Genomic DNA, 22,112 nt, shown 5'->3' on the forward strand with positions numbered 1-22,112 from the left:
GCCGGGGCGGCCGCCGGCTACAGTTTCTCGGGGAGGAAGCCGCCGTCGACTTCGATGTTCTCGCCGGAGACGTACTCCGCGTCGTCGCTGAGGAAGAACAGCAGCGCCGTCGCGAGGTCGTCGACGGTGGCCCAGCGGCCGCGCGGCGCGGCGTCGGGGAAGGCGTCGGAGGTGTCGACGACGTACGGCGAGACGGCGTTGACGGTGACGCCGTCGTCTTGCGTGTCGGCGGCGAGCATCCGCGTGAACATCAGGACGCCGGTCTTCGCGATGAAGTACGGCGTGTTCTTCGGGTGGACGAGCGCCTGCTCGCTGCCGGCGTAGCCGACGTTGACGATGCGGCCCCAGCCCTGCTCGCGCATCGCTGGGAGCGCGCGCTTCGAGCAGAGGTACGTCCCGTTGACGTTGGTGTGCAGCACGGTCTGCCACATCTCGAAGTCGATGTCGGTCCAGTGTTGCGGCGCGAACGCGCCGACGTTGTTCACGAGCACGTCGACCGCGCCGAGTTCGGCCTCCACCGAGTCGAACAGCGCGTCGACGCTGCCCGGGTCGGTGACGTCGCCCTGCACCGTCGCGGCGTCGACGCCGCGGTCGCGGACGTCCGCGGCGGTCGCTGCGGCTTCGGCGTCGCTGCTGCGGTAGTGGACCGCGACGTCGGCGCCGTGGTCCGCACAGGCGAGCGCGAAGCCGCGGCCGACGCCGGACGCGCTGCCGGTGACGAGCGCCACGCGGCCGGAGAGGTCCGTGTCCATGCCGCGTCGGTCGCGCTCCGCCCGCATAACGGTGGCTCTCGCCGGCGGCCGACTCGGCGCCGCGGCCGACGCCGTCGCCGTCCACCGGGCCGCGCTGCCGGCCCGGTTCGGTGCGGCCGAGGAGGAGGACCGGCAGCATACTTTTGCGGCTGCGAGTAAACCGTGCTCGCATGGCCATCGACACAATCCTCGTCGCGGTCGGCCGCGACGACGAGGCCCGGGTGAACCGGCTGATGGAGGTCGCAATCGAACTCGCCGAGGAGACGGACTCGGACGTCGTCGTCGGGCACGCCTTCGAGACCCAGGGCGACGTCGACGACGCGCTCGACCGGCTCGACCTCGCGGACGGCTCGCCGACGGACGTGGCGCGCCGGCTGGAGTCCGTCCGGCGGGCGTCGCGCGCGCTCGACGACGCCGGCGTCGACTACGAGGTGTCCGGCGTCGTCGGGTCGGCCGGCGAGGCGATCTCCGGGCTGGCCGAGCGGGTCGGCGCCGACCGCGTCATCGTCGGCGGCCGGAAGCGCTCGCCGACCGGGAAGGCGGTGTTCGGCTCCGCCGCCCAGCGCATCATGCTGTCGTCGCCGTGCCCGGTGACGTTCGTCCGCGAGTAACCCCGACGAGGTCCCCGGCTTCTGGCTCGGCTCGGCCCGGAATTGGTACTCGGTTCCGGGTGAGAAACGGCACCGGTAAGTAGCGCGGCGGCAAGCCTCCGGTGATGGCTTCGTACGTCGGCGTCGACCTCGGCGCGACGAACGTCCGTGCGGTCGTCGGGGACGAGCGGGCCCGCATTCTGGGCCGCGCGCGCCGCTCGACGCCGCAAGGCCCGACGGGAATCGCGGTGACCGAAGCGATACTGGGCGTCGTCCGCGACGCCTGCGCCGACGCCGGCGTCGACCCGGCGGACGCGGTCGCTGCGGGCGTCGCCTCCATCGGTCCGCTCGACCTCGCGAAGGGGCTCATCGACGGCCCCGCGAACCTCCCGGAGGACGTCGGGCAGGTCCCGATAACCGGGCCGCTCTCGGAGCTGCTCGGCACCGACCGCATCCACCTGCACAACGACACCGTCGCCGGCGTCATCGGCGAACGGTTCAACAGCGACCGAAACCCGGACGACATGGTGTACCTCACGATTTCGTCCGGCATCGGCGCCGGCGTCTGCGTCGACGGCCACGTCCTCGACGGCTGGGACGGCAACGCCGGCGAAATCGGCCACAACATCGTCGACCACGACGGCGCGATGACGTGCGGCTGCGGCCGCGACGGCCACTGGGAGGCGTACTGCTCCGGCGAGAACATCCCCGAGTACGCCCGCCACCTCTACCGCGAACACGACGTCGAGACGGCGCTCCGGCTCGACGACGACCTCGGCGCCGCCGACGTGTTCGACGCCCACGGCGACGACCCGCTCGCGGACCTCGTCGTCGACCGCGTCCAGCAGTGGAACGCCATCGGCATCACGAACCTCGTGCACGCGTACGCGCCGCTGGTCGTGTTCGTCGGCGGCGCCGTCGCGCTCAACAACCCCGAACTCGTCGTCGACGGCGTCCAGGAGACGCTCACCGACACCGTGTTCACGAACGTCCCGGACGTCAAACTCACTTCTCTCGGCGACGACGTCGTCGTGAAGGGCGCGCTCGCCTCGGCGCTCACCGGCGGCACCGGCGACAGCAGCCGAATCCGCAGCGCCGACTGACCGGCGTCGTCACGGCTTTCAGCGTCCCGCCCGTTCACCGGCCATGCAGCGACGCGAGGCCCTCCGCGCCGGCGCGTCGGCGGTCGCCGCCGGCGTCGTCGGAACGGGCGTTCTCACCGGCCGCGGCTCCGCCCGCAGCGACGCCGACACCGACTCGTTCGCGCCGCTCGGCCGACTCCCGCTCCGCGGCGCGAAGGAGGCGGTCGTCTCCGCCGACGGCGACACGGCGTACGTGGCGCTCACCGACGGCTACGCGACCGTCGACGTCTCCGACCCGGCGGCTCCGACCGTGCTCGCGGAGCGCCGCGGCCTGCTCGCCGAGCGCGACGACGGCCCGCTCCGGCAGGTGTACGACGTGAAAGCGGACGGGGACACGCTCGTCGCCGTCGGGCCGGCTCACGCCGGCGCCCCGGGGCCGCGCGGCGCGGTCGTCGTCGACGTCTCCGACCCGACGAACCCGGAGCGGCGCGGCGTCTACGACACCGACTTCCCGATTCACAACTGCGACCTCGTCGACGGCCACCTCTACCTCACCGGCAACGGACTCCCCGGGAATCCGCTCGTCGTCGTCGACGTCGCGTCCCTGTCGGCAGTCGGCCGGTGGGCGCTCACCGACCACGACGAGGACTGGGCGGACGTCCGCTCCGCGCTCCGCGTCGTCCACGACGTCGTCGTCCGCGACGGCGTCGCCGCGCTCGCGTACTGGGACGCCGGCACGTACCTGCTCGACGTCTCCGCCCCGTCGGCGCCGTCGCTGCTCGGCCGCGTCCCGGCGCAGTCGCCCGCGGAACTGCGCGACCCGCCGGCGAACGAGGTGTTCGCGCCGCCCGGCAACCACCACTACGCCGAGGTCGACCCGGCGGACGACCTGCTCGGCGTCGGCGTCGAGTCGTGGGCGGTCCGCCGGGACGGGTCGCTCGTCGGCGGCCCCGGCGGCATCGACCTGTACGACGTCTCCGACCCGGCCGCGCCGCGGCACCTGTCGCACGTCGCGCCGCCGGCGAGCCGCGACGCGACGTACGGCGGCGTCTGGACGACCGCGCACAACTTCGAACTGCGCGGCGGGACGCTGTACTCGTCGTGGTACCACGGCGGCGTGAAGCGCCACGACGTCTCCGACCCCGCGGCGCCGACGCAGGAGTCGTGGTGGGTCGACCCGGACGCCGCGCGGTTCTGGACGGCGCGCGCCGCCGTCGACGGCGACTGCTTCGTCGCCTCGTCGATGGGGACCGACGGCGCGTCCGCCGGGCTGTGGACGTTCCCGGACACCGCCGGCACGGGCGGCACGCCGGACGCGCTCACCGCGCCGCCGACGCCCGAACCGGGCACCGAACCGTCGCCGCCCCCGGCAGCGACGGGCACGCCGGCGGGAACGTCGCCGGCGGGCGAGCCGCGGACCGAGCCGCCCGGCACGTCCGGGTCGACCGCCGCGACGTCGCCGGGATTCGGGGCGCTCGGCGCGCTCGGGTCGGTCGCCGGCCTCGGCGCCTGGGCGTGGCTGCGTCGTCGCCGCCGCTGACCCGTGCGGAACCGTGACACAGTTCGGTTCGCGCCGCGTCGCGACGGGGGGAACCACAAGCTTTCAATCCGTCGGGCTCCAACCACGGGTAATGAGCGACCTCGCAGAGCGCGTCGAGAAGTGGATGGTCGGGCAGATGCCGATCATCCAGATGCACGGCGGCACCAGCGTCGTCCGCGAGGCCGACCCGGAGGAGGGCGTCGTCGTCGTCGAACTCGGCGGCACCTGCTCGGGCTGTGGCATCTCGAACATCACCGCCGACAACATCCGACGCGACCTCATCATGGACTTCGACGAAGTCGAAGACGTCCACGTGAAAGTGCCGGACACCGGCGACATGGGGTCGAGCACCGTCGAGGGCGGCCGCGGCGGCGACCTCCAGTACTCCAACGAGTCCTCCGACCACTTCTGAGCCGCGCCGCCGACGTTGACGTCGACGCCCCCGTCGACGACACGCCGTACCGGACGTCGTCGTCCCCGTCGACGCCGCCGCGGGCGCTGTCGTTCGCGTTCCCCGCCCGTCGCTACAGCGCTTTTTCGATTGCGGCGGCGACGCTCCGCGCCTTCTCCGCGAGCGCCGGCGAGACGAGCCCGCGCGCTTCGGCGTCGTCGAGTTCGTCGTCGTCGACGCGCTCGACGCGGCCGTCGCCGTGTTTCACGACGTCGACGTAGAGGTCGACGTAGCGCAGCGAGTCCGGGAACGCCTCGACGGGCGTGCAGACGTTCACGTACGTGCCTTTCCGGTCGCCGTCGGCGTCGCGGTACACCGTCGGGTACCACCAGCGGCCCTCGCGGAACGTCGTGAGCGCGGTGTCGCCGGACTCCCGCCGGGCGTCGAGCGCGTCGTACGTGCCGCCGGCGGTCATCTGCCGCTCGACCGAGACGGTACCGTCGGCGCCGCGGTCGACCACCTCTCCGCGGCCGAGCGTGATGAGCCGCCCGGTCGGCTTCCCGTGGCCGATTTCGACCGTGTCGCCCTCCACCGGCCCGAACTGGTCCGTGGCGACGGCGAACGGGAAGTCGGTGTCCGCGTCGCCATCGTCGGCTCGGTCGCCATCGTCGCCGCCGGCGTCAGCGCTGCCGGCGTCGCCATCGTCGCCGCCGTCGCTGCCGCCGTCGTCACCTCCGAACTCGCACAGCGCCTCCGCGAAGTCGACGCCGGCCGAGGCCGCGTTCGACGCGGCTTTCGTCCGGTGGTGGCCCGGCATCGTCGCCGTGACGTCGCGGCGCACGTCGTCGAGCGCGAACCGGGCGGTGCGGCCAAACCAGACCCAGGCGCCGGACGACGGCGACGCGAGCAGCCCCGGCTCGCCCTCCGGTTCGTCGAGCAGCGGGTCGAGGTCGCGGGCGGTCGCGGCGGCGCGGCCGAGCGCGTCGCCGAGCGCGTCCATGTCCGCGTCGCGGGCGTCGCGGCTCCACTCGACGCCCCAGCCGTCCGGGACGTCGACGTCGAGCAGCTCCGTCATCCCGGCGAGTTCGCGCGCCGCCGCGTCGTCGGCGCCGGACACGCGGACGCCGTCGCGGCCGGGGACGAGCGTCGCCAGCCCCGCCATCGCGCGCACCTCGGTGCTGAGGGCGTGCCGGTCCCCGTCCCACGGCGCCGCCGGGTCGAGCACCTGCACGCGGACCGTGTCGTCCTCGCCGATGTAGCCGTCGGCGGCGTCGAACGGCAGGTAGCCCTCCACGTCGCCGGCGGGCGACTCCACGCCGAGGTCGACGACGGCGCCGCCGCCGAGCGTCTCCGTGACGGTGCCGTCGAACACGGCGCCGCGGGGCGCCGGGTCGTCCCACGCCATCGCGTCGACCGCGACGTCGACGAGGCGGTCGCGGACCGCGTCGACGGCCGCCGGCTCCCCGGTGAGCCCGACGCCCTGCCGGTCGGCTGTGGTGTCGACGGCGACGTCGTGGTTCGCGGCCGGGAGCGACTCGTCGAAGCGCCGCTGAATCGGCGGGGACGCCTGCACGACGTCGCGGCCGTCGTCGAGCAGCAGCCGGGTGAGCGCGGTCGCGTAGATGCCGCGGACCCGCGCGTTCATAGCGCGTCGGGGTCGCGAGCGAACCGCACCCGGCCGTCGATGGTCGGCCCGAGCGTCAACTCCACGACCTCGTCGGTCAGGACGCGGCCGTCCTCGACGGGGACGCCCCACGACGCGAACTTCAGGTAGCCGCGGAGGTCCGCCGCGTGCGTGTACAGGTCGACGTGGTCGACGTCGTGTTCGCGGGGGCCGCCGCTGCTGTGCGCCGTCTCCATGTCCGAGTAGTACGTGCCGCCGCCGTCGAAGAACGCCGCCAGGTCGTCGGCCGCCTCGTCCACGGCGTCGGCGACTGCGGCCGACGCCTCCTCCAGGTCGTCGGTGTCGAGACCGACCTCGCGGAGCGCGGCCTGTTCGCGCGGGTCGAAGTGCATACCGTTCGGTCCGTCCGCCTGCCATTTCAAGGATGCCGTTCGGCGGCCGGCGTGACGCGCCGCCGAACCCGGGCGCGGTCGGCCGCGTCGACGCCGCGGTTCCGCGACAAGAACCAAGTCGGGGGCGCCCGACGAACCAGCAGGATGACTGCGAAGGAGCGGACTGACCCGGTGGAGGAACAGGCGGGGTCGTCGATGGACCTGTACGACGTGGCGACGTGGGAGGAACGGACGTCGCTCGACGGCCTCGCGGTGGCGCTGTACGGACTGATGCGGGCGTCGGGACGAATCGTCATCGTCGGCGTCGCGGCGCTGCTGCTCGTCGGCATCGGCGGGTTCGCGGCGCTCACCGACCCGGCCGTCGGGACGCTGACGGTGCTGTCGGCGATTCCGGCGCTCGGGCTCGCCGCGTACGTCTACCGGTCCGACGTCACGTCGAACGAACCGCTGCACGTGCTGGTGGCGACGTTCCTGCTCGGCGTGCTCACCGCGAACTTCGCCGCCATCCTCAACTCGGCGTTCAAGCCGTACTTCGCGCCCATCGGCTTCCTCGGGTCGGTCGTGTTCTTCTTCGTCATCGTCGGCCCGGTCGAGGAGACCGTGAAGCTGCTCGCCGTCCGGCTGTACGCGTTCAGCGACGAAGGGTTCGACTCGGTGCTCGACGGCGCCGTCTACGGCGCGATGGCGGGGCTCGGCTTCGCGTTCATCGAGAACGCGCTGTACATCTCCCGGAACGTCGGCACCGGCGCCGGCGAACTCGACCTCGGACTCGAACTCATCGGCGCCGGCGCCGGCATCACGGCGACACGGGCGCTCGCCGGCCCGGGCCACGTCATCTACTCGGCGTTCGCCGGCTACTACCTCGGGCTCGCGAAGTTCAACCCCGAGCACCGCGGCCCCATCGTGCTGAAGGGGCTCATCATCGCGGCGCTCATCCACGCGACGTACAACTCCACCGTCGGCATCGCCTCCGGCGCCATCCACATGGTGCTGCAGGCCGTCGGCCTCCCGACGTTCGGCGGGCTGCTCGCGTTCTTCCTGTGGGTCGTCGTCTACGACGGCTTCTTCGGCCTGCTGCTCGTCAGGAAGATTCAGAAGTACCGCGCCGCCTACCGGTCCGCCCACGAGGACGACCTCGACCAGGAGGCGGCGAAGGAGTCGGAGCTCACGGAGTTCGACGCCTGAGGCGGCCGCGACGCTACGCGTCGCTGCGTCGGACGGGGCGGCTCGGAGAACCGCGGCGGCCGCCTCAGGAGTTGAGTTTCTCGCGGGAGACGGTGACGCCGGTCGGCGTGATGATGATCTGGTCGTCGCCCTTCTGGACGATGTCGCCGTCGACCTCGGAGGCGACCTGCCGGAGTTCGTCGATGATGCGCTCGACGGTCTGGTCGGTCGTCGAGTGCCGCGTGATGTCGGCGATGACGAAGTCGCCGTCGTAGACGGCGTCCTTGATGTCGATGACGTCCTGCTGGTCGCTGATCTCGGCGATGTGTACCTGCATGCCGGCGCCACCGCGGGCGCTCTCGACGTCGTCGAGGTCGAGCTCCACGTAGTCCTCGGAGCTGTGGGTGCCGCCACCGCCGAGGATTTTGCTCATGATGCCCATGTAGGGCTACTGTAGAGGCCCACGCATAAGTTTGTACGTCAGACGCACCGGCTCCGCGCGTCCGACGGGCCGTAGGTGATGGGTCGTCGCGGTCGCGGTGCGGTGTCGTCGCGGTCGCGGTGCAGTGTCGTCGCGGTCGCGGTGCGGTGTCGGCCCGGAACCCACGCTTCTAAACCGGAGCCACACGGACACCCGCGTAATGACGCCGTGGCTCGAAACCGTCGTGGTGGCGCTGTGGACGATGCTGCCGGCGTACGTGCCGAACAACGCCGCGGTGCTGTCCGGCGGCGGCCGCCCCATCGACGCCGGTCGGACGCTCAACGGCCGTCGCCTGCTCGGGGACGGGAAGACGTGGCGCGGCACCGCCGTCGGCACCGGTGTCGGCGTCGCGCTCGCGCTCGTCCTCGACGCGGCCGCGCCCGCGGTCGGCGACGCCCTCGGCGTCCCGCTCCCGTCGTTTCCGCTCCCGGCGGCCGTCGGGCTGGCGCTCGGCGCGATGCTCGGCGACATCGGCGCGTCGTTCCTGAAGCGCCGACTCGGCCGGGAGCGCGGCGCCGCCGTGCCCGGCCTGGACCAGCTCGACTTCGTCGTCGGCGCGCTGCTGCTCGCGGCGCTGCTGGCTCCCCAGTGGGTCGCCGCGACGTTCACGCCGCCGCGGCTGCTCGTCGTCGTCGTCGCGACGCCCGTGTTGCACGTCGTGACGAACGTCGGCGCGTACCTGCTCGGCCTGAAGAACGAGCCGTGGTGACCCCTTCGAGAATCGACGCTGAGAATCGGGCCGACGCGTTTTAGCCCGGTCGCGGCGCCGACTCGACCATGTGGGACCCGGAGGAGGACGGGCCGGACTACGGCTGGCGCGGGCAGACCCGGGCGATGTTCCCGGTGCTCGCGCTCGGAGCGATGCTCGTCGCCGCCGCGTCCGTCGCCGGCATCGGCGGCGCCGTCGCGACCGGCATCGGCGGCGAACCCATCGACCGCCCGGAGGGCTTCGCGTTCACCGTCGACACCGGCGGCAACGACACCGCCATCGTCATCCGGCACCCCGACGGCCCCGTCCCGTCGGTCGACCGCGTGTACGTCGTCGACGACGCCGGCACCCGCGTCCCGTGGACCGAACTCCGGACCGGGAACGGGACGGTGACGGTCACCGGCCGGAGCGCGCTCGCCTGCCCGAGCCAGGGCGCCACCTACCGCGTCGTCTTCGACGGCCGCGCCGCGACGCACACCATCTCGGCGCACGAAGTGAACGCGCCCATCCCGCCGAGCGTCGTCCAGCGGTGTGAGGCTGCCGACTGACCCGGCGCCCTCGACGTCGTAGCGCCGCCGGGAATCGGCAGACTTTCGCCCCGGCGGCGCCCCGAATCGGACATGACGAGTGACGCCTCCGGCGACCGCGCCGCCGACCTCGACGAACTGGTCGCGGCGCTCCGCGCGGCCGACGCGGTGCTGTTCGGCGAGTTCGAACTGTCCCACGGCGGAACTAGCGAGTACTACGTCGACAAGTACCGGTTCGAAACCGACCCGGACTGCCTCGAACGCATCGCGGAGGCGTTCGCCGCCCGCGTCGGCGACGCGAAACTCGCCGGCGTCGCCCTCGGCGCCGTTCCGCTGGTCGCCGCGACCGCGGTCGAGACCGGCCGGCCGTACGTCATCGCCCGGAAGTCGGCGAAGGAGTACGGCACCGGGAACCGAATCGAGGGCGAACTCGCCGAGGGCGAGGAGGTCGTCGTGCTGGAGGACATCGCGACGACCGGGCAGTCGGCCGTCGACGCCGTCGAGGCGCTCCGCGACGCCGGCGCCGTCGTGAACCGGGTGCTCGTCGTCGTCGACCGCGAGGAGGGCGCCGCCGAACGCCTCGCCGAACACGGCGTCGAACTGGAGTCGCTGCTCACCGCCTCGGACCTGCTCGCCGACCGCGACGCCGACGACGCGGACGACTGACCGCGTCCGACGTTCGCACGGTTCTGCTGGTTTCTCGGCCGTCACTGATTCGAAGTGTTCATAGTTGCACGAACGCGCACAGATACTATGAACCGAGCAGAGAAGGCGGCGCTCCAGCTACAGGCCGTCGCCGTCCTGCGGACGTTGAAAGAGACGCGGACGTACGACGAACTCGCGGAGGTCACCGGGCTCCCGGCCGGCGACCTGAACAGGTACGTGAACGGCCACGTCCTCCCTGGCGCCGAGCGCGCCCGCGAGGTCGTGGAAGGAATCGGGCGGGAGACGCTCGCGGAGGAACTGGAGGCGCGCGTCCGGTTCGACGAGGAGGGGTACGTCGACAACTCCGGCGTCGTGTTCGACCAGCCGTTCTTGGACCTCGTCGCGCCGGTCGCCGCGGAGTCGCTCGGCTTCGAGGCGCCGGACGTCGTGTTGACGGCGGCGACCGACGGCATCACGCTCGGTGCGGCGATGGCGAGTCACTTCGACGCACGCGTCGCGTACGCGAAGAAGTCGAAGGAGACCGCTGTCGAGGAGTTCATCGAGTCCCGCCAGCGGCTCGCCTCCGGCATCGAACTCACCTACTACCTCCCGGCGAGCGTCGTCGACGCCGGCGAGCGCGTTCTCGTCGTCGACGACCTCATCCGCTCGGGCGAGACCCAGGAGCTCCTGCTCGACATCGCGCTGCAGGCCGACGCCGAAATCGCCGGCGTGTTCGCGCTCATCGCCGTCGGCGACGAGGGAACCGACCGCGCGGACGTAATCACCGACGCGCCGGTGGGTGCGCTTACGACGTTCGAGTAAGGCGCGGCCGAGCGACCGAAGGGAGCGAGGGCGCGAGGACGACGGCGAGGTCTGTGGGCCGAGCCGTCGATGGGCGTGGGGGACGTACGGGAAGCGAACCGAGTGAGACCGCGATCCCCGACGGCGAGGTCTGTGGGCCAAGCCGTCGATGGGCGTGCGGAGACCTGTGGGAAGGCAGCGAACCGAGCGAGACCGCGACCCCCGACGGCGAGGTCTGCGGGCCGAAAGATATGCACGTAAGTGCATACTATTCTGACTCAGACCTCAACGCTTAAGTTAGATGTTCACAACCGTGCGATATGGCGCTGACAGACACGCTGGCGGACTACTTCGGGTTCGCGGAGCACGGCACCGACCTCCGGACGGAGGTCGTCGCGGGGCTGACGACGTTCCTCACGATGAGCTACATCGTCGTCGTCAACCCGAGCATTCTCGCAGTCGCCATCGTCAACGGCCCGGGGCCGGATATCGGGGCGTCGATGGCGGAGGTCCAGCAGATGATCGCGGTGGTGACGCTCATCTCCGCCGCGGTCGCGACACTCATCATGGCGCTGTACGCGAACCGGCCGTTCGGGCAGGCGCCGGGGCTCGGCCTCAACGCCTTCTTCGCGTTCACGGTCGTGCTCGGCCTCGGAATCCCGTGGAACACGGCGCTCGCGGCCGTCGTGGTCGAGGGGCTCATCTTCATTCTGCTCACCGCGGTCGGCGCGCGCGAGTACATCATCCGGGTGTTCCCGGAGCCGGTGAAGTTCGCGGTCGGCGGCGGTATCGGGCTGTTCCTCGCGGTCATCGGGCTCGACGCGATGCGGGTCATCGCGTCCGACCCGGCGACGTACATCCAGTTCTCGCCGGTGTTCGCACAGGACCCCGTCGCCATCGTCGGCGTCGTCGGCCTGCTGTTCACGTTCGCGCTGTACGCCCGCGGCGTTCCGGGTAGCATCATCATCGGCATCCTCGGCACCACCGCGCTCGGCGGCGTCCTCTCCGCGCTCGGCTACGCCGCCTACCCGGCGGGGGAACTCGACGTGACGCTCGCGAGCGCGTCGCTCGGCCCGGCGCTCGACTCGCTCACCTACTCCGCCGCCGGCTACGACATCTCGCCGCTCGTCGGCGCATTCCTCGGCGGCTTCGCGAACGTCGACGCGTTCGGCTTCGCGCTCATCGTGTTCACGTTCTTCTTCGTCGACTTCTTCGACACCGCCGGGACGCTCACCGGCGTCTCCCAGATCGCGGGCTTCCTCGACGAGGACGGGAACCTCCCCGACATCGACAAGCCGCTGATGGCGGACGCCATCGGCACGACGGTCGGCGGCATGCTCGGCACCTCGACGGTGACGACGTACATCGAGTCCGCCTCCGGCGTCGAGGAGGGCGGCCGCACCGGCATGACGGCGCTCGTCGTCGGCGTGCTGTTCCTGCTCGCGCTCGCCGTCGTCCCGCTCGCCGCCGCGATTCCGCAGTACGCGAGCCACATCGCGCTCGTCGTCATCGCGGTCGTGATGCTCCGGAACCTCGTCGACATCGACTGGAGCGACATGACGGTCGCGATTCCCGCCGGCATCACCGTCATCGCGATGCCGTTCACGTACTCCATCGCGTACGGCATCGCCGCCGGCATCATCTCCTTCCCGGTCGTGAAGGCCGCGACCGGCCGCGTCGACGAGACTCGGCCCGGCCACTGGGTGCTCGCCGCGGCGTTCGTCCTCTACTTCTTCGTCCGCACCGGCGGCGTCCTCTCCGCCGCGGTCTGAGCCGCGGCCGGACGCGCTTCATTCCGCTCCGTTTCGTTTCATTTCGTTCCGTTCCGCTTCATTTCGTTCCGTTCCGCTTCATTTCGTTCCGTTCCGCCTCATTTCGTTCCGTTCCGCTTCGTTCGGTTCTGTTCCCGGCCATCGTGTCGTATCTGTTCGGTCACCGTCGACGCGTCGGGTTCGGCCGATTCCCGGCCGCAAGCACAAGAGTTTCACCGGCCCGCTTCCCCTTCGGGGACAATGAGTCGTTTCTCGTTCTCGCGCGGCCGGGCGGCGCGGCTGGTCGCGCTTCTCGTCGTCGTCGGCCTGCTCGCGCCCGCCGGCGTGCAGGCGCTGACGCCCGGCGGCGGCGACACGCCGGGGACGGTCGGCCGCGAACCCGGAACCATCGCCTCCGAAGCGAACGGCACCACGGTCATCGCGATTCAGGGGTTCCACTTCCAGGGGCAGGGGTCGACGAAGAAGCCCGCGGGGCTGGTCGCCGTGAACCCCGACGGGTCGACGAAGTGGCAGTTCGACGGGTCGAAACACGGCGCGAACTGGTTCTACGACGTCGACCCGCTCGACAACGGGAACCTCCTCGTGGTGTCGACGAACCGCGACGGGACGCTCGTCTTCGAGCTGAACCCGGAGACGAAGGAGATGGTGTGGCGCGAACACCTCGACATCCACGACACCCACGACGTCGACATGCTGCCGTCCGGGAACCTCGTCGTTGCGAACATGCGGCAGTGGAACGAGTCCGCCGAGCGCAGCGACGACCGCGTGTTCGTCTACAACCGCACCACAGACGAGGTGCTGTGGGAGTGGACGTTCCGGAAGCACTACCCGAACTCGACGGACGGCGGCTTCTCGAAGGACTGGACGCACGTCAACGACGTCGACCGCATCGCGCCCGGCGAGTTCCTGGTGTCGCCGCGGAACTTCGACCAGGCCATCGTCATCAACCGCTCGACGAAGGCCATCGAGTATCGGCTCGGCGCCGACGGCAACCACGACGTGCTGCACGAGCAGCACAACCCCGACTGGCTCGTCTCCGAGTCCGGGAACCCGACCGTGCTCGTCGCCGACTCCGAGAACGACCGCGTCGTCGAGTACGCGAAACGCGGCGGCGAGTGGGTGGAGACGTGGAGCGTCGGCACCGGCCAGCTCTCGTGGCCGCGCGACGCGGACCGGCTCCCGAACGGGAACACGCTCATCGTGGACTCGCTGAACCACCGCGTCATCGAGGTGACGCCGACCGGGAAGATCGTCTGGGAGTACTTCGCGACGTGGGGGCCGTACGACGCCGAACGGGTCGCGTACGGCGGCGGGTCGAACGGTCCGACGATGGCCGACGTCGGCGTCACCGGCAGCTACCGGCTGCACGGCTCGGCCGGACTCATCCAGGGGACCGGCGACACGTCGACGTTCGCGGCGTCGGTGCAGAACACGTTCGCCGGCACGCCGCTCGCCGGCCCGGCCGCGGCGTTCGCGACGCGGTGGGCGCACGTCACGCCGTGGATTCGGCCGGTCTGGATGGGGTCGTGGGCGTTCGCCGGCGCCGTCGGCGCGCTCGCGGTCGCGCTCGCCTGGGCCGCCGCGGAACTCGTGGCTCGCCGCGCCCGGCTCCGCGCCGGCGTCCGCCGCGCCGCCGACCGCGTCCGCTCCGCACGCTGACCGGAGTTAATACTCAGTCCCGGGAAAGTTAGTAAGGATAGTTACTAGCGCCCGGGTTTCTAACAGCGGAATTAATAACCGTTCGTCGGCTAGCGTCGGGTAGTGAGCGACGAATCGAACGACGCGGCCGGCGACCCCGGCGCCGCCGCCGCACACGACGACGGCGACGGACACAGCCACGGAGCCGACGGCGGCGGCGGCGAGCACCACGGCCACGGAGCCGACGGCGGGAACGTCGGCGACGCCGGCGACGACGTCGGCGAAACCGCCGGGGCGCCGGACGCCGAACCTGCGCTCGACGCGGACCGCGACGGCGACGCGGCCGTCCAGCTGTCGGTGCCGGGGATGGACTGCCCGTCCTGCGCGGAGAAGGTGGAGCGGAGCGTCCGGACGCTCGACGACGTCGACGCGGTCGACCCGGCGGTGGCGACGGGGACGCTGACGGTGACGTTCGCCGACGGCGGCGCCGACCGCGACGCCGTCGCCGAGCGCGTCGAAGCCGCCGGCTACGACGTCGAGGACGCGGACGCCGGCACCGTGACGCTGTCGGTGCCCGAGATGGACTGCGCCTCCTGCGCCGGGAAGGTCGAACACGCCCTCGGCGACGTCGACGGCGTCACCGGCTACGAGACGCGGCCGACCAGCGGCACCGCCGTCGTGACGTTCGACCCGGACGCGGCCACGCTGGACGACGTCGTCGACGCCGTCGAGGCCGCCGGCTACGACGTCGTCAGCACGTCGATGGACGGCGGCGGCGACGCGGCGGCCGACCGCGGCAGCGTCTGGCGGAGCGACCGCGCCGTCAAGACCGCAGTGGCGGCCGTGTTCACCGTCGGCGGCTTCGCGCTCGCGAGCCCGTTCGGCGGCTTCGGCGGGCCGTCGGTGACGCTCGCCGGCCGCGAAGTGCTCGTCGGCGACCTGCTGTACCTCGCGGCGACCGCGACCGCCGGCGCCGACGTGTTCCGGAACGGCTACTACTCGCTGCGGCAGCGCAGCCTCGACATCGACCTGCTGATGACCATCGCCATCGTCGGCGCCGTCGTCTCCAGCGTCGTCTTCGCCGAGGCGCTGTACTTCGAGGCGGCGACGCTCGCCGTCCTGTTCAGCGTCTCCGAACTGCTCGAACGGTACTCGATGGACCGCGCGCGGAACTCGCTGCGCGAACTCATGGACCTCTCGCCGGACGAAGCGACGGTCGTCCGCGACGGCGAGGAGCTGACCGTGCCGGCCGACGAGGTCGGCGTCGGCGAGGTCGTCGCGGTCCGCCCCGGCGACCGCGTGCCGCGCGACGGCGTCGTCCGCGACGGCACCAGCGCCGTGAACCAGGCGCCCGTCACCGGCGAGTCCGTCCCGGTCGACAAGACCGTCGGCGACGAGGTGTTCGCCGGCACCATCAATGAGGGCGGCTACCTCGAAGTCGAGGTGACCAGCGAGGCCGGCGAGGACACCATCTCCCGCGTCATCGACCTCGTCGAGAGCGCCGAAGCCGAACGCACCGAACGCGAACAGTTCGTCGACCGATTCTCGTCGTACTACACGCCGGTCGTCGTCGCGTTCGCGGTGCTGGTCGCCGTCGTCCCGCCGCTCGCGGTCGGCGCGAGCTGGGAGACGCACGTCGTCTACGGCCTGACGCTGCTCGTCCTGGCGTGCCCGTGCGCGTTCGTCATCTCGACGCCGGTCACGGTCGTCTCCGGCGTCACCAGCACCGCCCGGAACGGCGTCCTCGTGAAGGGCGGCCGGTACCTCGAAGCGATGGGCGACGTCGACGCGGTCGCGTTCGACAAGACGGGGACGCTCACCGCCGGCGAACTCAGCGTCACCGACGTCGTCCCGCTCGGCGACAGCACCGCCGAGGACGTGCTGCGCTGCGCCCGCGGCGTCGAACTCCGGTCGGAACACCCCATCGGCGACGCCATCGTGGAGCACGCCGACGACGTCGGCGTCGCCGACCCCGACGTCGAGGCGTTCGAGGGGCTCACCGGGAAGGGCGTGACGGCGTCGCTCGACGGCACCACCCACTACGCCGGCAAGCCCGGCCTGTTCACCGAACTCGGCTTCGACCTCTCGCACGTCCACGCCGCCACCGACGGCGGCGTCGTCACGCAGACCAGCCGCGCGCTCTGCGAACGGAACAACTGCCTCGACCTGCTGTCGGACACCGTCCCGAAGCTCCAGTCGGAGGGGAAGACCGTGGTGCTCGTCGGCACCGAAGACCGCCTTGAAGGGCTCGTCGCCGTCGCGGACACCGTCCGCCCGGAGGCCGCCCGGACCGTCGCGGCGCTCCGAGAGAACGGCCTCCACACCGTGATGCTCACCGGCGACAACGACCGGACCGCGCGCGCCGTCGGCGACGAGGTCGGCGTCGACGAGGTGCGCGCCGAACTGCTCCCCGAGGACAAGGTCGCGGCCGTCGAGGACCTGCTCGACGAGCACGGCGACGTCGCGATGGTCGGCGACGGCATCAACGACGCGCCGGCGCTCGCCACCGCGTCGGTCGGCGTCGCGATGGGCGCCGCCGGCACCGACACGGCGCTCGAAACTGCGGACGTCGCGCTGCTCGCCGACGACCTCTCGAAGCTCCCGTACCTGTACGACCTCGCGCACGCCGCCAACGGCGTCATCCGGCAGAACGTCTGGAGCAGCCTCGCGGCGAAGGCCGCGCTCGCCGTCTCCGTGCCGTTCGGCCTCGTCCCCATCTGGGCGGCGGTGCTGGTCGGCGACGCCGGCATGACCGTCGGCGTCACCGGGAACGCGATGCGGCTCGCCCGCATCTCGCCCGCCGAACCCGAGCCGGACGCCGACCTCGCAGCCGAGGAACCCAGAGCGGAAGACGCTGCGGCCGAGCCGGACGCCGCGGCCGCTGCGGGCGCTGAGGCCGCCGAAGCGGACGCGGAGCCCCCGTAGCCGGCCGACGCGTAAGCGGCGCCGACTGTTCTCCCGGCTGGCTCGTTCGCCGGCGGTTTCCGCAAACACCTTATACGCAGGTGGCACAACCACGAACCGACGAATACCATGCCGAGACCCGAAGTTCTCGAACGCGTCAAAGAGGCCGAAGCCGAGGCTGAACAGATCGTCGCCGAGGCCGAGGCCGACCGCGAGGAACGCATCTCGGAGGCCAGGTCGAAGGCGGACGAGATCGTTTCCGAAGCGGAAGCCGAAGCGGACGAACTCGAGGCTGAGCGGCTCGAGGACGCCCGCGAGGAGATCGAATCGGAGCGTGAACAAATCCTGGAGAACGGCCGCCGCGAACGCGCCGAACTCGTCGAGGACGCCCGCGACCGCATCGACGAGGCCGTCGAGTTCGCGGTCGAGCAGTTCGAGGAGGCGGTGAATGCTCAGGCCTGAGCGGATGAGCAAGGTGTCGGTGACGGGCTCGCAGCGCTACCTGCAGCAAGTCATCGAGGCCGTCCACGACCTGAACCTCCTGCACGTCACCGAGTACGACGGCGCGTGGGAGGGGTTCCAACAGGGGTCGCCGATCGAAGGCGCCGAGGGCGCCGCGGACAAGCTCGTGACGGTCCGCGCGCTGAAATCCACGCTCGGCATCGAGGACGACGAGGCCGGGCCGTCCCGCATCGTCACCGAGGAGGCGCTCGACGAGGAGCTCGAGGACATCCGCACTCGGGTCAACGCGCTCGACGACGAACGCGACGACCTGCAGTCGTCGCTCCGGAGCGTCGAGGAGCGAATCGACGAACTCGAACCGTTCGTCGACCTCGGCATCGACCTCGACCTGCTGTCCGGCTACGACCACCTGCAGGTCGCCGTCGGCGAGGGCGACCCGGAAGCCATCGAGCGGGCCGTCGTCGGCGCGACCGACCTCGGCGAGTACGACGTGTTCGAGGGCGACAGCGACACCGTCGCCGTGTTCGCGCGGCCCGAGCCCGGCGCAGACGAGAGCGCGCTCGACGACGCGCTCGTCAGCGCGGAGTTCACGGCGTTGTCGGTCCCTGACGTCGACGCCGACCACACGACGCCGAAGGAGTACCTGCGCAGCCTCGAAGCCGAGCGGCAGGAGCTCGAATCCGACATCGCGGAGGTCGAAGACGAACTCGAGGCCGTCAAACACGACACGGCCGGCTTCCTGCTCGCCGCCGAGGAGACGCTCGCCATCGAGGTGCAGAAGACCGAGGCGCCGCTCGACTTCGCGACGACGAAGAACGCGTTCGTCGCCGAGGGCTGGATTCCGACCGAGCGCTACACCGAGTTCGCCTCGACGATTCAGGACGCCGTCGGCAACCACGCCGAAATCGAGGAGCTCGAACGCGCCGCGTTCGGCGCCGACGGCGAGGTCCAGCTCCGCGAGGAGGTGCCGCCGTCGGTCGCCGACGCCGGCCCCGACGCGGACGCGGACGCAGCGGACGACGACGCGGACGCGAAGCGCGCCGTCGCGGACGGCTCCGGCGCCGCCGTCGTGATGCGCGACGACGAGCCGCCGGTCGTGCAGGACAACGCCGGCATCGTCTCGCCGTTCGAACTGCTGGTGCAGGCGGTCGGCCGCCCGAAGTACACCGAGTTCGACCCGACCGTCATCCTGTTCTTGACGTTCCCGGCGTTCTTCGGGTTCATGATCGGCGACTTCGGCTACGGGCTGCTGTACACCGCCATCGGGGCGTACCTGTACACGAGCTTCGAGTCGAAGGCGTTCCGGTCGATGGGCGGCGTCACGATCGCGGCCGGCCTGTTCACGATGCTGTTCGGCGTGCTGTACGGCGAAGTGTTCGGGCTGCACCTCATCTCGACGTACGTCTGGGAGGGCATGCTCCACATGCACGGCCCGCCGATTCACAAGGGCCTCCAGCCCGCGGACATCTACTGGGCGCAGGCGTGGATCGTCGTGTCGACGCTGGTCGCGCTCTTCCACCTCGACATCGGCTACGTCTTCGGGTTCCTCGAGGAGCTCGAGTTCCACGGCTGGACGGCGGCGCTCACCGAGAAGGGGTCGTGGCTGCTCGGCATGAACGGCCTCTGGCTGTTCGTGTTCAGCCGCGTCGCCAAGGACATGAAGCCGGCGTTCATCTTCTCCGTCTTCGACGGCTCGGGCGCCGCGCCCGAGGCCACCGGCGAGTACGCCTCCGCGGCGTTCGCGCTCGGGTTCAACGGCTTCTCGCCGACGGTCGGCTACGTCGGTCTCGGCCTGTTCGTGCTCGGTGCGCTCCTGCTCGTCATCGGCGCGCCGGCCGAGATTCTCGAGATCTTCGACGTGCTGGTGAACGTGCTGAGCTACACCCGTATCGCCGCGGTGCTGCTCGCGAAGGCGGGGATGGCGTTCGTCGTCAACCTCCTGTTCTTCGGCGCGTACCAGACCCACGGCGAGTTCCACTTCATGCTGAGCCACGGGCCGGACCACTACATCGCCGAGTACGGACAGGAGGCCATCATGTTCGGCGGCCTCGTCCACGGCGGCGCCGCGTCCGTCCTCGGCGGACTCGTCATCCTGGTCGTCGGGCACCTGCTGGTGCTCGCGCTCGGCGTGACCTCCGCCGGTCTGCAGGCCGTCCGCCTCGAGTACTACGAGTTCTTCTCGAAGTTCTTCGACGGCGGCGGCACCGAGTACGTCCCGTTCGGGATGGAGCGGCAGTTCACCACCGAGGAGTGAGTTAACTTCTCGACACGTTTTTCTCGCCGCGGACCGAGAGTCGGAGGTGTCTACCCCCCGGATTCGGGGGCCTCGGTCGATTTCTTTGGGAAGCTTTATGCCCACTGTGGAACCAACGTCGCACTGTCCGGAGACTGGCAATCAGCAATCCGAAAACCATGATTGAATCCACTACCGACCTGTCCAACGTTGTACTGCAGAACAGTTCCCCCGCTCTTCTTAACGACGGCGCCGCAGCGATCGCCGTCGGCCTCGCGGCGCTCGCCGCCGGCTACGCGGAGCGCGGCATCGGCTCCGCAGCGGTCGGAGCCGTCGCCGAAGACGAGGATCTGTTCGTCACGGGCCTGATCTTCACGGTCCTGCCGGAGACCCTCGTCATTCTCGCGCTGGTCACCATCTTCCTGGTGTAACCCCGCCTTCTCCTTTCACAATGAGTTTGGACACAGTCGTCGAAGACATCCGGGAGGAAGCCCGCGCGCGTGCGGAAGACATCCGCGAGGAGGGCGACGAACGCGCGGCGGAGATCGTCGACGACGCTGAGGAGGAAGCGGAGCGCATCGTCGAACAGCGCGAGCAGCAGGTGGAACGCGAAATCGAACAGGAGCGCGAACAGACGCTGTCGAGCGCGAAGCTCGAAGCGAAACAGGAGCGGCTCGAAGCGCGACGCGACGTGCTCGAGGAGGTTCGGGAGGCGACCGAAGACGCCATCGCCGACATCGACGGCGACCGGCGAGCGGAGCTGACCCGGACGCTGGTCGACGCCGCGGCCGCCGAGTTCGAAGACGAGGCCTCTGTCTCGGTGTACTGCCGCGAGGACGACCAGGAGCTGGTCGAAGACGTCATCGAGTCGTACGACGGCTGGTCCGTCGCCGGCACCACGGACTGCCTCGGCGGCGTCGTCGTCGAGAGCGAAACGTCGCGGCTCCGCGTGAACAACACGTTCGACTCGCTGCTCGAGGACGTCTGGGAGGACAGCCTCAAGGAGCTGAGTGACCGACTGTTCACCGATGAGTAACACCGCCGGTACGTCGAACCACGAGTACGTCACCGCCCGCATCAGCTCGCGGCGCGGCGCGCTGTACGACGCAGACGACTACCGGAAGCTCATTCGGATGAGTCCCGCCGAGATCGCGCGGTTCATGGAGGATTCGGCGTACGCCGAGGAAGTGAACGCGCTCGGCTCGCGGTTCTCCGGCGTCGACCTCATCGAGTACGCGCTGAACCGGAACCTCGCCGCCCAGTTCGAGGACATCCTCGACTGGTCTGAGGGGAAGCTGTACGACCGCGTCGCCCGCTACCTGCGGAAGTTCGACGCGTGGAACGTCAAGACGGTGCTGCGCGGCCTCTACTCCGACACGGAGCGCGAGTCGGTGGAAGCCGACCTCATCCGCGCCGGCGAGTTCGACGACCGCCGCATCACGCGGCTGCTGGACGCGAACACCATCGAGGAGGCGATCGAAGTCCTCTCGGACACCGTGTTCGGGGACGCGCTCGGGGCGGCCTACGAGGACTACGAGTCGTCGGGCGTGCTCGTCCCGCTCGAGAACGCCGTCGACCGGTCGTACTACGAGCTCCTCTCCACGGACGACCTCCGCGGGGAGGCGCTCTCGGAGTACCGCGAGTTCCTCGAAGCGGAGATCGACTTCCGGAACGCGATCAACGGGCTGCGGCTCGCGCGGTCGGGGACCGACATCGACCCCGCCGAGTACTACATCGACGGCGGCGTCCTGTTCTCGGCCGAGCAGCTCCGCGCGCTCGCACAGAACCCGGAGGAGCTCGTCCAGCACATCCGCGATAGCCGGTACGGCGACGAGCTCTCGTCGGCGCTGACGGAGCTTCAGGAGGCGGACAGCCTCGTCGCGTTCGAGCACGCGCTGGAGGCAGCGCTGCTCGAGTACGCGGACACGCTCGGCCACATCCACCCGCTGTCGGTGACGGCCGTCGTGTCGTACATCCTGGAGAAGGAGCGCGAAGTCGACAACATCCGCGCTATCGCTCGCGGCAAGGAAGCCGGCCTCGAGCCGGACGAAATCGAGCAGGAGCTGGTGGTGCTATGAGTCAGGAAATCGCAGTCGTCGGCAGCCCCGAGTTCACGACCGGTTTCCGTCTCGCCGGCGTCCGCAAAGTCGAGTCCGTCCCGGACGACGAGAAGGACGACGAACTCGACGACGCCGTCGAACGCGCGCTCGGCGACGACGACATCGGTATCGTCGTGATGCTCGACGACGACCTCGACTACCTCTCCCGGCAGGTCCGGCAGTCCGCTCAGGGGAGCGTCGAACCCGTGCTGGTCACGCTCGGCGGCGGCGCCGGCAGCGGCCTGCGCGAACAGATCAAACGCGCCATCGGAATCGACCTGATGGCGGAGGACGAAGACTAACAAA

The 22,112-nt window shown here is 70.7% G+C and carries 22 protein-coding genes; 18 read left to right on the top strand and 4 right to left on the bottom strand.

Annotated elements, in window-relative coordinates:
• Nucleotides 1–17: 17 nt before the first annotated feature.
• A complete protein-coding gene (locus tag ACQUST_RS08920) occupies nt 18–752 on the bottom strand; it encodes an SDR family NAD(P)-dependent oxidoreductase (protein ID WP_435127443.1) in 735 nt (244 codons plus the stop codon).
• Nucleotides 753–922: 170 nt separating this feature from the next.
• Between ACQUST_RS08920 and ACQUST_RS08925 the strand changes: the two genes are divergently transcribed.
• From ACQUST_RS08925 to ACQUST_RS08940, 4 genes are all read left to right on the top strand, one after another.
• Nucleotides 923–1,363, top strand: a complete 441-nt coding sequence (locus ACQUST_RS08925; RefSeq protein ID WP_435127444.1) for a universal stress protein — start codon at nt 923–925, stop codon at nt 1,361–1,363.
• Between the two features lie 104 nt (nt 1,364–1,467).
• Complete coding sequence (locus ACQUST_RS08930) at nt 1,468–2,445, top strand: ROK family protein (protein WP_435127446.1); 978 nt, start codon at nt 1,468–1,470, stop codon at nt 2,443–2,445.
• 43 nt (nt 2,446–2,488) lie between these two features.
• A complete protein-coding gene (locus tag ACQUST_RS08935; protein ID WP_435127448.1) occupies nt 2,489–3,964 on the top strand; it encodes an LVIVD repeat-containing protein in 1,476 nt (491 codons plus the stop codon).
• Nucleotides 3,965–4,055: 91 nt separating this feature from the next.
• A complete protein-coding gene (locus ACQUST_RS08940) occupies nt 4,056–4,376 on the top strand; it encodes a NifU family protein (protein ID WP_435127450.1) in 321 nt (106 codons plus the stop codon).
• Between the two features lie 112 nt (nt 4,377–4,488).
• Here ACQUST_RS08940 and ACQUST_RS08945 read toward each other — a convergent pair whose 3' ends face one another.
• Entirely contained in the window at nt 4,489–6,000 is a 1,512-nt protein-coding gene (locus ACQUST_RS08945) for a DUF402 domain-containing protein (protein ID WP_435127452.1), read from the bottom strand.
• Nucleotides 5,997–6,371 (bottom strand): DUF7532 family protein, encoded by a 375-nt coding sequence (locus ACQUST_RS08950; RefSeq protein WP_435127454.1) that lies wholly within the window; start codon nt 6,369–6,371, stop codon nt 5,997–5,999. Before ACQUST_RS08950 ends, ACQUST_RS08945 begins: the two co-directional genes overlap by 4 nt.
• 144 nt (nt 6,372–6,515) lie before the next feature.
• Here ACQUST_RS08950 and ACQUST_RS08955 point away from each other — a divergent pair, with 144 nt between their 5' ends.
• Complete coding sequence (locus ACQUST_RS08955; protein WP_435127456.1) at nt 6,516–7,556, top strand: PrsW family intramembrane metalloprotease; 1,041 nt, start codon at nt 6,516–6,518, stop codon at nt 7,554–7,556.
• A gap of 64 nt (nt 7,557–7,620) precedes the next feature.
• Here the strand turns inward: ACQUST_RS08955 and ACQUST_RS08960 are convergent, their stop codons facing one another.
• The gene (locus ACQUST_RS08960; protein WP_435127457.1) at nt 7,621–7,977 is read right to left on the bottom strand and encodes a cell division protein SepF; all 357 of its coding nucleotides are present in this window, start codon (nt 7,975–7,977) and stop codon (nt 7,621–7,623) included.
• Between the two features lie 199 nt (nt 7,978–8,176).
• Between ACQUST_RS08960 and ACQUST_RS08965 the strand changes: the two genes are divergently transcribed.
• The 13 genes from ACQUST_RS08965 (at nt 8,177) to ACQUST_RS09025 (ending at nt 22,108) form a co-directional block, all read left to right on the top strand.
• Nucleotides 8,177–8,725 carry a CDP-2,3-bis-(O-geranylgeranyl)-sn-glycerol synthase gene (locus ACQUST_RS08965; RefSeq protein ID WP_435127459.1) on the top strand — a complete coding sequence of 183 codons (549 nt, stop codon included), beginning with the start codon at nt 8,177–8,179 and terminating at the stop codon, nt 8,723–8,725.
• Between the two features lie 68 nt (nt 8,726–8,793).
• Nucleotides 8,794–9,273, top strand: coding sequence for a hypothetical protein (locus ACQUST_RS08970; protein WP_435127460.1), 480 nt, complete (start codon nt 8,794–8,796; stop codon nt 9,271–9,273).
• A 72-nt stretch (nt 9,274–9,345) separates the two neighbouring features.
• Nucleotides 9,346–9,918 (top strand): orotate phosphoribosyltransferase, encoded by a 573-nt coding sequence (gene pyrE, locus ACQUST_RS08975; protein WP_435127462.1) that lies wholly within the window; start codon nt 9,346–9,348, stop codon nt 9,916–9,918.
• Nucleotides 9,919–10,005: 87 nt separating this feature from the next.
• Entirely contained in the window at nt 10,006–10,719 is a 714-nt protein-coding gene (locus tag ACQUST_RS08980; RefSeq protein WP_435127464.1) for a phosphoribosyltransferase family protein, read from the top strand.
• A 299-nt stretch (nt 10,720–11,018) separates the two neighbouring features.
• Nucleotides 11,019–12,470, top strand: coding sequence for an NCS2 family permease (locus tag ACQUST_RS08985; RefSeq protein WP_435127466.1), 1,452 nt, complete (start codon nt 11,019–11,021; stop codon nt 12,468–12,470).
• 240 nt (nt 12,471–12,710) lie between these two features.
• Nucleotides 12,711–14,129 carry an aryl-sulfate sulfotransferase gene (locus ACQUST_RS08990; protein ID WP_435127468.1) on the top strand — a complete coding sequence of 473 codons (1,419 nt, stop codon included), beginning with the start codon at nt 12,711–12,713 and terminating at the stop codon, nt 14,127–14,129.
• Between the two features lie 102 nt (nt 14,130–14,231).
• Nucleotides 14,232–17,033, top strand: coding sequence for a heavy metal translocating P-type ATPase (locus ACQUST_RS08995; protein ID WP_435127469.1), 2,802 nt, complete (start codon nt 14,232–14,234; stop codon nt 17,031–17,033).
• A 108-nt stretch (nt 17,034–17,141) separates the two neighbouring features.
• Nucleotides 17,142–17,474 carry an ATP synthase archaeal subunit H gene (gene ahaH, locus ACQUST_RS09000; protein WP_435127471.1) on the top strand — a complete coding sequence of 111 codons (333 nt, stop codon included), beginning with the start codon at nt 17,142–17,144 and terminating at the stop codon, nt 17,472–17,474.
• Nucleotides 17,461–19,728 (top strand): V-type ATP synthase subunit I, encoded by a 2,268-nt coding sequence (locus ACQUST_RS09005; RefSeq protein WP_435127472.1) that lies wholly within the window; start codon nt 17,461–17,463, stop codon nt 19,726–19,728. Before ahaH ends, ACQUST_RS09005 begins: the two co-directional genes overlap by 14 nt.
• A gap of 158 nt (nt 19,729–19,886) precedes the next feature.
• A complete protein-coding gene (locus tag ACQUST_RS09010) occupies nt 19,887–20,138 on the top strand; it encodes a F0F1 ATP synthase subunit C (protein WP_435127474.1) in 252 nt (83 codons plus the stop codon).
• A 20-nt stretch (nt 20,139–20,158) separates the two neighbouring features.
• A complete protein-coding gene (locus tag ACQUST_RS09015) occupies nt 20,159–20,743 on the top strand; it encodes a V-type ATP synthase subunit E (protein WP_435127476.1) in 585 nt (194 codons plus the stop codon).
• The gene (locus ACQUST_RS09020; RefSeq protein ID WP_435127478.1) at nt 20,736–21,785 is read left to right on the top strand and encodes a V-type ATP synthase subunit C; all 1,050 of its coding nucleotides are present in this window, start codon (nt 20,736–20,738) and stop codon (nt 21,783–21,785) included. The genes ACQUST_RS09015 and ACQUST_RS09020 overlap by 8 nt, the downstream gene beginning before the upstream one ends.
• Nucleotides 21,782–22,108, top strand: coding sequence for a V-type ATP synthase subunit F (locus tag ACQUST_RS09025; protein WP_435127480.1), 327 nt, complete (start codon nt 21,782–21,784; stop codon nt 22,106–22,108). The genes ACQUST_RS09020 and ACQUST_RS09025 overlap by 4 nt, the downstream gene beginning before the upstream one ends.
• Nucleotides 22,109–22,112: the final 4 nt, after the last annotated feature.

It is taken from the genome of Halobaculum sp. D14 (assembly GCF_051195135.1).
Classification (GTDB): Archaea; Halobacteriota; Halobacteria; order Halobacteriales; family Haloferacaceae; genus JBNTKA01.